Here is a 2,638-nt window from a genome sequence, read left to right on the forward strand (position 1 = left end):
GACACGCCCTGCCGCATTCATGACACACGAATACGGCGGGCGGCAATGCAACAGGATCAGAATTGCTCCCAGTTACCTTGTCCACTGGTTTTATTTGCTGGTGGTAAGGCAGGCGTTGTTCCCTTGGACGATGAGCGCTTTAGTGCCATGCTCATGTTTCCCGTCGCAGAGTGGTGCTCATTGCCAAGATGGAACACTTCCACTGCTTGCGTCAGTTGTCGCGCCTGCTCTTCCAGCGAGGCAATCGCCGCCATCGCCTGTTGCACTAATGTCGCATTCTGCTGGGTCACACCGTCCATTTCATTAACGGCTTGACCGATTTGCGAAATCCCTCTGCTCTGTTCATCCGATGCCGAAGCAATCTCACCGATCAAATTACTGACGTGCGATACTGCATTGATAATCGTCTGCATCGCTTCCCCAGCCTGCTTGACCTGCGATGACCCCATATCCACCCTTGATACCGATTCGGCAATCAACCCCTCGATCTCTTTCGCCGCCTGTGCGCTACGCTGTGCCAGACTACGCACTTCCCCTGCCACCACCGCGAATCCACGGCCTTGCTCACCAGCGCGGGCGGCTTCCACGGCGGCGTTCAATGCCAGAATATTGGTCTGAAAGGCAATACCGTTAATTACCGATGTAATATCGGCAATCTTATTGGAACTGGCGGTAATGCTGTCCATGGTCTCCACCACATTATTGGTGATTTTCCCGCCTTGTATGGCTGCGTCAGATGCCTCCTGTGCCAGTTTGGTTGCCTGATGCACGTTTTCCGCATTGTGCTGCACAGTAGAACTGAGTTGTTCCATGCTGGCAGCGGTTTCCTGCAACGCAGACGCTTGCTGCTCGGTACGACCTGACAGATCGTTATTACCTTGCCGGATTTCGGTCGCCCCCTGATAAATCGCCTCAGCGGTATCCCGAATCAGCGAGACGGTATCTTTCAGGCTAAACTGCAACTGTTTGATATCAGGAATAATACGTCCAGCACAGTTGCGACCGAACTCATCCAGATGCTGATCCAAACGACCGGCGATCAGTTTTCCAAGATGCCCCTGGATCGCTGTGATAGGATTCACCAGGTACGTAGTCAGGTAGCGTTCGCTAATAAGGAAAATAAACACACTGATAATCAATGCCAGAATTAAGACATTTCGGGTCCAATTGTTGTATGTATTAACCGTTCCCAGAAAATCAGAATTCGTGACTGCTGCCGTATATTTTTGGGCAACATCACCAAATGCCCAACTGGCTGGCGGATAGACTTTACGAAACACGCTGCGAAAAGCCTCCAGATCATTTTTCTGTAGCGCTGCATACATGGGATCAATCGCAGTCGAAAGCAGTGTTGACCAGCTTGCCACCATCTCGTCGGTGAGTTTTCGATCAATACCTATCTGTGGCGCCGCTTTAAATTTATCCAATGCACCCTTGCTATTATTTATGGCCGTCAGCGCCATATCCAGTGTCTTTTTGGCATTCTCAGTATCGTTAAACTGCAAATAATCCATCACCCGCGCCATTCGGGTGACAGAGCGAAAATATTGGTCATTACCATAGGTGAGATAACTGTAGGTTTTGCCTTGAACCGAGTTATCGCTTAGCAGCAGAGTAACTTGTTTTAATGACAATAAGCTGTATCCAGACGCTCCTCCCCATAGCACCACGAAAAAACCCATAATAAATAACATCATCATTCTTATACTGATATTTCTTAAAAAAGACATGGTTTACTCCCGAATGTTATTTGACGTTTTTCCAGGATTCGCTAGGTAGCAGAGTATGCGTCACCCCCCTAATATGGCAGTCTCCCTATAGTCAGAACATGCGTATCGTGCAGCACCATCGACGGGATATGTCACCCAGAGAATTAATACCTTAATGTTTTTATAAGCATGGTAATTAAACCTGAACCGGTGCGTTCTGATTATCAGCAAGTATAGGCAGGGATAGAAAAAATGAGATGACGCAACCGTTTATTCGGATAAAAATTGCATCGAATAAAGCACTAATACCACTCAAAACGTTCAGACTACAACCCACCCCTTTCCCAAGGAGATGGTTTAGGGCTGACAATAAAAAATGCACCGGCTAACCGGTGCATTCCACAGTAGAATCAGAATTGTACTACACGTTAAAAGGTTTCCCAGTCACCATTCGATGAGCGGTCCGGCAGAGCAGCCGCTTTCAGTACCGGACGTTTTAACGCCGGAGCCGCAGTACGCGGTGCGTGTAACGCCGCCGACGTTGTTCCCAGATCGAACGCCGCCACCGCCGCCGCCAGGCTCTGTGCCTGTTCATCCAGCGTTGCTGCCGCCAATGCGGCTTCCTGCACCAGCGTCGCGTTCTGCTGCGTCACGCCGTCCATTTCCGTCACCGCCTGGCCGATTTGGTCAATACCCCGGCTTTGCTCGTCGGAAGCCGCCGAAATTTCCCCCATCAAATCATGCACCCGCGATACTGAGGAGATGATCACTTCCATGGCGCTGCCCGCTTCACGTACCAGTGCAGAACCGGTATCTACCCGGTTGACCGATTCGCCGATCAGCGTCTCAATCTCTTTCGCCGCCTGCGCGCTGCGTTGCGCCAGGCTTCTCACTTCTCCGGCGACCACCGCAAAACCACGTCCCTGCTC

2 protein-coding genes are annotated in these 2,638 nt (G+C 50.6%); both read right to left on the reverse strand.

Annotation, left to right across the window (positions count from 1 at the left end):
• Positions 1 to 56: 56 nt before the first annotated feature.
• Positions 57 to 1,730 (reverse strand): methyl-accepting chemotaxis protein, encoded by a 1,674-nt coding sequence (locus Dpoa2040_RS10130; protein ID WP_042870156.1) that lies wholly within the window; start codon positions 1,728 to 1,730, stop codon positions 57 to 59.
• Between the two features lie 407 nt (positions 1,731 to 2,137).
• The coding region (locus Dpoa2040_RS10135; protein WP_246867282.1) for a methyl-accepting chemotaxis protein at positions 2,138 to 2,638 on the reverse strand (501 nt) is incomplete at its 5' end.

This window comes from Dickeya sp. CFBP 2040 (genome assembly GCF_012273755.1).
GTDB classification, from domain to species: domain Bacteria; phylum Pseudomonadota; class Gammaproteobacteria; order Enterobacterales; family Enterobacteriaceae; genus Dickeya; species Dickeya poaceiphila.